Raw genomic sequence first — 7,063 nt, forward strand, 5'->3', positions numbered from 1 at the left:
GCCGAACACACCAGGATTGCGCCGTCCATCTGCGCTGCACCCGTGATCATGTTCTTCACATAGTCGGCGTGTCCCGGGCAGTCAACGTGCGCGTAGTGACGCGCGGCCGTTTCGTACTCGACGTGAGCCGTGTTAATCGTAATGCCACGTGCCTTTTCTTCCGGCGCCGCATCGATCTGGTCGTACGCCTTCGCTTCGCCGCCAAACTTCTTCGACAACACCGTCGCGATGGCTGCCGTCAGCGTGGTCTTGCCATGGTCGACGTGACCAATCGTGCCTACGTTGACGTGCGGCTTGGTCCGTTCAAATTTACCTTTTGCCATGATTACCTTCTTTCAAATATGTTGATCGGTTAAAGACTTTTGGCTTACCGAATTACTTGGATTTCGCGTTGATGATCGCTTCTGCCACGTTTCGCGGAGCTTCAGAATAGTGCTTGAATTCCATCGTGTACGTAGCGCGACCTTGCGTCGCCGAACGCAGCGACGTTGAATACCCGAACATTTCCGACAGCGGGACTTCAGCGCGCACGATCTTGCCACCGCCAATCATGTCTTCCATACCCTGGACGATACCGCGACGGCTCGACAAGTCGCCCATCACGTTGCCCATGTAATCTTCAGGCGTTTCGACTTCCACAGCCATCATTGGTTCGAGGATGACCGGGCTTGCCTTGCGCATTGCGTCCTTGAACGCCATCGAACCGGCCATGCGGAATGCATTTTCGTTCGAGTCGACGTCGTGGTATGAACCGAACGTCAGGTGAACCTTGACGTCCACCACCGGGAAGCCTGCCAGCACGCCAGCCTTCAGCGTTTCAATAATGCCCTTGTCCACAGCCGGGATGTACTCGCGCGGAATCACACCGCCCTTGATCTCGTCCAGGAACTCGTAGCCTTTGCCCTGCTCATTCGGTTCAAGCGTAATGACAACGTGGCCATACTGACCGCGTCCGCCCGACTGCTTGACGAACTTGCCATCAACGTCTTCAGCCTTGCCGCGGATCGTTTCGCGATACGCAACTTGCGGCTTGCCAACGGTTGCTTCAACGCCGAATTCACGCCGCATGCGGTCAACCAAAATTTCCAGGTGCAGCTCGCCCATACCCGAAATGATGGTCTGGCCCGACTCTTCGTCGGTTTGAACGCGGAACGACGGATCTTCCTGAGCCAGACGATTGAGCGCAAGGCCCATCTTTTCCTGGTCAGGCTTGGTCTTCGGCTCTACAGCTTGCGAAATCACCGGTTCCGGGAAAATCATGCGTTCCAGAACAATCGGATGCGCCGGATCACAGAGCGTGTCGCCTGTGGTCACGTCTTTCAAACCAACCGCGGCAGCGATGTCACCTGCGTGCACTTCCTTGATTTCTTCGCGCTGGTTTGCGTGCATCAGCAGAATACGGCCAAGACGTTCCTTCTTGTCCTTGGTCGCGTTCAGCAGCGTATCGCCCGACTTGGTCGTACCCGAATACACGCGGAAGAAGATCAGCTGACCGACAAACGGGTCGGTCATGATCTTGAACGCGAGTGCCGAGAACTTTTCGTCGTCAGCTGCACGACGCTCTTCGCGAGCGCCGTCTTCCAGTTCGCCCAGAACCGGCGGAATGTCGATAGGCGACGGCAAGAAGTCGAGCACGGCGTCCAGCATCCGTTGCACGCCCTTGTTCTTGAACGCGGTGCCGCACAACATTGGCTGGATTTCACAAGCGATCGTACGGTCGCGAAGACCCTTCACGATTTCCTCTTCGGACAACGCGCCCGTTTCGAGGTACTTGTTCATCATCTCTTCGTTGGCTTCGGCAGCAGCTTCGACCATCTTTTCACGCCACTCGTTGCACGTATCCAGCAATGCAGCGGGGATTTCCTGGTACTCGAACTTGATGCCTTGGGACGCTTCATCCCAAATGATCGCCTTCATCTTGATCAGGTCGACCACGCCCGTGAACGTGTCTTCTGCGCCGATTGGCACCACGACGGGAACCGGGTTTGCCTTCAGACGCAGCTTGAGCTGGTCATAGACCTTGAAGAAGTTCGCGCCGGTGCGGTCCATCTTGTTGATGAACGCGAGACGGGGAACCTTGTACTTGTTGGCCTGACGCCACACGGTTTCCGACTGGGGCTGAACACCGCCCACAGCGCAATAAACCATGCACGCACCGTCGAGCACACGCATGGAACGCTCGACTTCAATGGTGAAGTCGACGTGTCCCGGAGTGTCGATGATGTTGATGCGGTGCTCGGGGCGGTCGCCAGCCATGCCTTTCCAGAAGGCCGTCGTTGCTGCCGACGTGATGGTGATGCCGCGCTCCTGCTCCTGCTCCATCCAGTCCATCGTTGCTGCGCCGTCGTGAACTTCACCGATTTTGTGGTTCACGCCCGTGTAAAACAGGATGCGCTCGGTCGTCGTCGTTTTGCCGGCGTCGATGTGAGCGCTAATACCGATATTTCGGTAGCGCTCGATAGGTGTCTTGCGAGCCACTTTGAATCCTTAATTGGGTCGACGCGACCGACACATGCCAGTCGCGTCCTAACACAAACGGGCGAGGCGCTTGGTAAGCGCACCCGCCCGGAGGTTTTTCCGTTCGTCCCAGGTCGGGAGGCCTGAATACAGCCTTAGAAGCGGAAGTGCGAGAACGCCTTGTTGGCTTCTGCCATCCGGTGAACTTCGTCGCGCTTCTTCATCGCGCCGCCACGGCCTTCCGCGGCTTCCGAAAGCTCACCTGCGAGACGCAGGGCCATCGACTTCTCGCTGCGCTTCTTCGCAGCTTCGCGCAACCAACGCATCGCCAATGCCATACGACGCGACGGACGCACTTCGACTGGAACTTGATAGTTCGCACCACCAACGCGGCGGCTCTTCACTTCCACAACCGGCTTCACGTTGTTGAGCGCACCCGTGAACACTTCCAGCGGGTCCTTGCCACCCTTGGTCTGGATCTGTTCAAAAGCGCCATAAACGATACGCTCGGCAACCGACTTCTTGCCCGACAGCATGATCACGTTCATGAACTTGGCTACATCTACGTTGCCGAATTTCGGATCCGGCAAAATGTCCCGTTTGGGGACTTCGCGACGACGCGGCATGTTTCTTCCTTTGATTTTTCAGTTGGAGCTATTTCAGCCCCGCGGTCACCAACAAACCCGATCTATCTATCGACTAACCAGCTTGGCCGGGTGACCACTTACTCGACAGCACCGGCACTTCCGGCGCCACCGCTTGAACGCCCTTGACGGGCAACCTGTACAACCTGACCGGCAAAAGCTTACTTGCCAGCCTTAGCGCGCTTCGCACCGTACTTCGAGCGAGCTTGCTTACGATCCTTGACGCCCTGGGTATCCAGCGAGCCGCGAACCATGTGGTAACGCACACCCGGCAAGTCTTTCACACGTCCGCCGCGGATCAGCACGACCGAGTGTTCCTGCAGGTTGTGGCCTTCACCACCAATGTACGAAATAACTTCGAAACCGTTCGTCAGACGAACTTTTGCAACTTTACGAAGTGCCGAGTTCGGCTTCTTCGGCGTCGTCGTGTACACGCGAGTGCACACTCCACGACGCTGGGGGCAGTCCTGCAAAGCCGGCGACTTGCTCTTCACTACTTCTGAAGCGCGGCCTTTGCGAACCAATTGATTGATGGTTGGCATTGTCTATTCCTAAATTGATCAAAATCGACGCCTCCGTTTCGGGCAAAGCAAAACGGACTGCGCATCGAACTTTCTCGCCCTGCTCATGCGTGCAAGGAGAATCCTCTTAGCAGATCCAAGAACGAGAACCTAGCATCATAATCTGAAATTCGTAATGCGGTCAATAGCTTGGAGGTGCGCGGCTTGATCAGATCGTTAAAAAGTTAGTTCGCGCCAACGACTTCGAGCAATTCGTCGCCGAAACGCTCGAGTTTGCGCGCGCCTATCCCCGGAATCTGGCTGAGATCTTCGATGGAATCTGGCTCGTTGCGCGCGATCTCGGCGAGCGTGGCGTCGTGGAAAATCACGTAGGCCGGTACGCCATCGCTTTTCGCCATGCTCGCCCGCCATGCGCGCAAGCGCTCCCAGCGGGCCTTGATGCGCGGCGACATGCCGGCCGTCGGATCCGCGCGTTCACCCGTTCGGCTAGACGACTGCCTCGTGCGCGTGGGCTTCACGTACTTGCGCAGCGTAACGTTCTGCTCACCCTTGAGTACGGCCTTGCTTGCCTCGGTGAGAATCAGTGCACCGAACCCATCGTGGTCCACAGCAAGATAGCCAAACGCCACCAATTGGCGAAACACCGCGCGCCATTCCTGCTCTGACAGCGCTGCGCCAAGTCCGAACGTGGACAACTTTTCATGACCACGTTGAAGCAATTTCTCAGACCGGCTGCCACGCAGGATGTCGATCAGGTGACCCGCGCCGAAGTGGAACCCGCTGGCCTTATGCGCTCGATACACGCAAGACAGGGCCATTTGAGCCTCGCGGGTGGCATCCCACGACTCAGGCGGCTCGAGACACGTATCACAATTGCCGCAGGGCTCGCTGGCCTCGCCGAAGTAGCCGAGCAAACGCACGCGCCGGCACGACGCCGCTTCGCAGAGACCAAGCAACGCGTCTAGCTTGCCACCCTGCACACGCTTGTGGGTATCGTCCGCGTCGGATTCGTCGATCATCTTGCGCTGCTGGACCACGTCGCCCAGGCCGTACGCCATCCAAGCGTTCGCCGGCATGCCGTCACGGCCCGCGCGCCCCGTTTCCTGGTAATAGCCTTCCACGCTCTTGGGTAAGTCCAGATGTGCGACAAAGCGCACGTCAGGTTTGTCGATACCCATGCCGAACGCGATCGTCGCGCACATCACGACGCCCTCTTCGCGTTTGAACATCTCCTGATGCCGCTGACGGATTTCGTACTCCATTCCCGCGTGATACGGGAGCGCACGCACGCCCTGGCTCTTAAGCCAATCCGCGGTTTCTTCCACCTTCCGCCGCGACAAGCAATAGATCACGCCGGCGTCAGTGGTCTTGTCCGGGTTCGTATGCTCGGCGCGAATGAAATCGAGCAACTGCGCGCGCGCATTATCCTTCTCCACGATCCGATACCGGATGTTCGGCCGATCAAAGCTGGAGACGAAAATACGCGCATCGTCCAAAGCCAGGCGATGCACGATTTCTTCGCGGGTAATGGCGTCAGCGGTAGCCGTCAACGCAATCCGCGGTACCGATGGAAACCGCTCATGCAGCACCGATAACTGGATATATTCCGGCCGGAAATCGTGCCCCCATTGCGACACGCAATGCGCTTCGTCGATGGCGAACAGGCCGATGCGCACACTCTCGATCAGCTCGAGGAAACGGGGCGTCATCAAGCGTTCCGGGGCGACATACAGCAGGTCGATTTCCCCGTTGCGCAATGCGCGCTCAGTTGCAGCGGCTTCAGCGCCCGTGAGCGTCGAATTCAGGCACGCAGCACGCACGCCGACTTCGCTCAACGCTGCCACCTGATCCTGCATCAACGCAATCAACGGCGACACGACGATCCCGGCGCCGAAACCGGCTTCACGCCTTAACAAAGCGGGAATTTGATAACACAACGACTTACCGCCGCCGGTAGGCATCAGCACGAGTGAGTCCCCGCCGGCGGCCACATGATCGACGATATCGCCCTGCTGCCCCCGGAAAACGGGGTAGCCAAATACTTCCTTGAGAATTTCGAGCGAACGGGACATGGGGAAGACGGAGTGCGCCAGAGCGTGAGTGCCCCGATTTTACCAACGACGGAGCCGTCATACCGACGCATGACTCAACGTTAGCCAATCGATAGGGCAAAAAAAAGCCGCCCGGGATAGCCGGGCGGCTTCTTGTACTAGCAGATCAGTTGTTAAAGCCCGAACCTGTAAAAAGGCCCGAACTCCAAAACTTACTCCGCCGGATGTTGCTGTTCTGCAGGTGCAACAGGTGCTGCTTCGGGCGTACCGAAATCGAACGATTCTTCCGCTGCAATCTGGTCGAAACGTTGACGATCCGACAACTCGCGGCTCTTGCGTGCCTTGTGGAACGCGAGACCTGTACCAGCCGGAATCAACCGGCCGACGATCACGTTTTCCTTCAGACCGCGCAAATCGTCGCGCTTGCCCATGATGGCCGCTTCGGTCAACACGCGCGTCGTTTCCTGGAACGATGCAGCCGAGATGAACGAATCGGTCGAGAGCGATGCCTTCGTAATACCCAGCAGCACGTTCTCGTAGGTCGCGGGGATCTTGTCTTCCGCGGCCATCCGGTCGTTCTCGTCCAGCATGTCCGAACGCTCAACCTGTTCGCCCATGATGAAACGCGTATCGCCGTTGTCGACGATCTGCACGCGGCGCAACATCTGACGCACGATCACTTCAATGTGCTTGTCGTTGATCTTCACGCCTTGCAGACGGTACACGTCCTGCACTTCGTCCACAATATAGCGAGCCAGCGCCTCGATACCCTGCAAACGCAGGATGTCGTGCGGGTCGGCCGGGCCATCGACAATCATTTCGCCCTTGTTGACGACCTGACCATCATGCACCAGCACCTGCTTTTCCTTCGTGATCAGGAACTCATGCTGTTCCCCTTCCACGTCGGTAATAACGAGACGCTGCTTGCCCTTCGTGTCCTTACCAAACGACGTCGTACCCGTGACTTCCGCCAGGATGCCGGCGTCCTTCGGCGAGCGCGCTTCGAACAGTTCGGCCACACGCGGCAAACCACCGGTAATGTCACGCGTTTTCTGCGCTTCAACCGGAATACGTGCCAGCACTTCACCCACCTGCACTTGCTGACCGTCCTTCACGGTGATCAGTGCGCCGACCTGGAAGCCGATCTGCACCGAATGCTCGGTGTTCGGGATCTTGACTTCTTCGCCTTGCGCATCGAGCAGCTTCACTTGCGGACGAACACTCTTCGCCGCTTGCGAACCACGACGCTTCACGTCGATCACAACGAGCGTTGAAAGCCCCGTCACATCGTCGATCTGCTTCGCGACCGTCACGCCTTCTTCGACGTTTTCGAACTTCACCGTACCGCCCCACTCGGTGATGATCGGACGCGTCAACGGATCCCATTGAG

The 7,063-nt window shown here is 57.9% G+C and carries 5 protein-coding genes and 1 pseudogene; all 6 read right to left on the reverse strand.

Translation table 11 applies throughout. The features are described 5' to 3' along the window. A partial coding sequence (locus JWR14_RS00530; protein WP_299699490.1) for a GTP-binding protein occupies positions 1 to 323 on the reverse strand: 323 nt, incomplete at its 3' end. 52 nt (positions 324 to 375) lie between these two features. Beyond that, complete coding sequence (gene fusA / locus JWR14_RS00535) at positions 376 to 2,478, reverse strand: elongation factor G (protein ID WP_299699493.1); 2,103 nt, start codon at positions 2,476 to 2,478, stop codon at positions 376 to 378. Between the two features lie 134 nt (positions 2,479 to 2,612). After that, positions 2,613 to 3,083, reverse strand: coding sequence for a 30S ribosomal protein S7 (gene rpsG / locus JWR14_RS00540; protein ID WP_031361587.1), 471 nt, complete (start codon positions 3,081 to 3,083; stop codon positions 2,613 to 2,615). A 179-nt stretch (positions 3,084 to 3,262) separates the two neighbouring features. Then, complete coding sequence (gene rpsL / locus JWR14_RS00545; protein ID WP_165092719.1) at positions 3,263 to 3,643, reverse strand: 30S ribosomal protein S12; 381 nt, start codon at positions 3,641 to 3,643, stop codon at positions 3,263 to 3,265. A gap of 203 nt (positions 3,644 to 3,846) precedes the next feature. Beyond that, positions 3,847 to 5,694, reverse strand: a complete 1,848-nt coding sequence (gene recQ / locus JWR14_RS00550) for a DNA helicase RecQ (protein ID WP_299699516.1) — start codon at positions 5,692 to 5,694, stop codon at positions 3,847 to 3,849. Positions 5,695 to 5,885: 191 nt separating this feature from the next. Then, positions 5,886 to 7,063 (reverse strand): annotated as a pseudogene (locus JWR14_RS00555) (DNA-directed RNA polymerase subunit beta'); the annotation flags it as partial.

The sequence above is a fragment of the Caballeronia sp. genome (assembly GCF_028292365.1).
Taxonomy (GTDB): Bacteria; Pseudomonadota; Gammaproteobacteria; order Burkholderiales; family Burkholderiaceae; genus Caballeronia.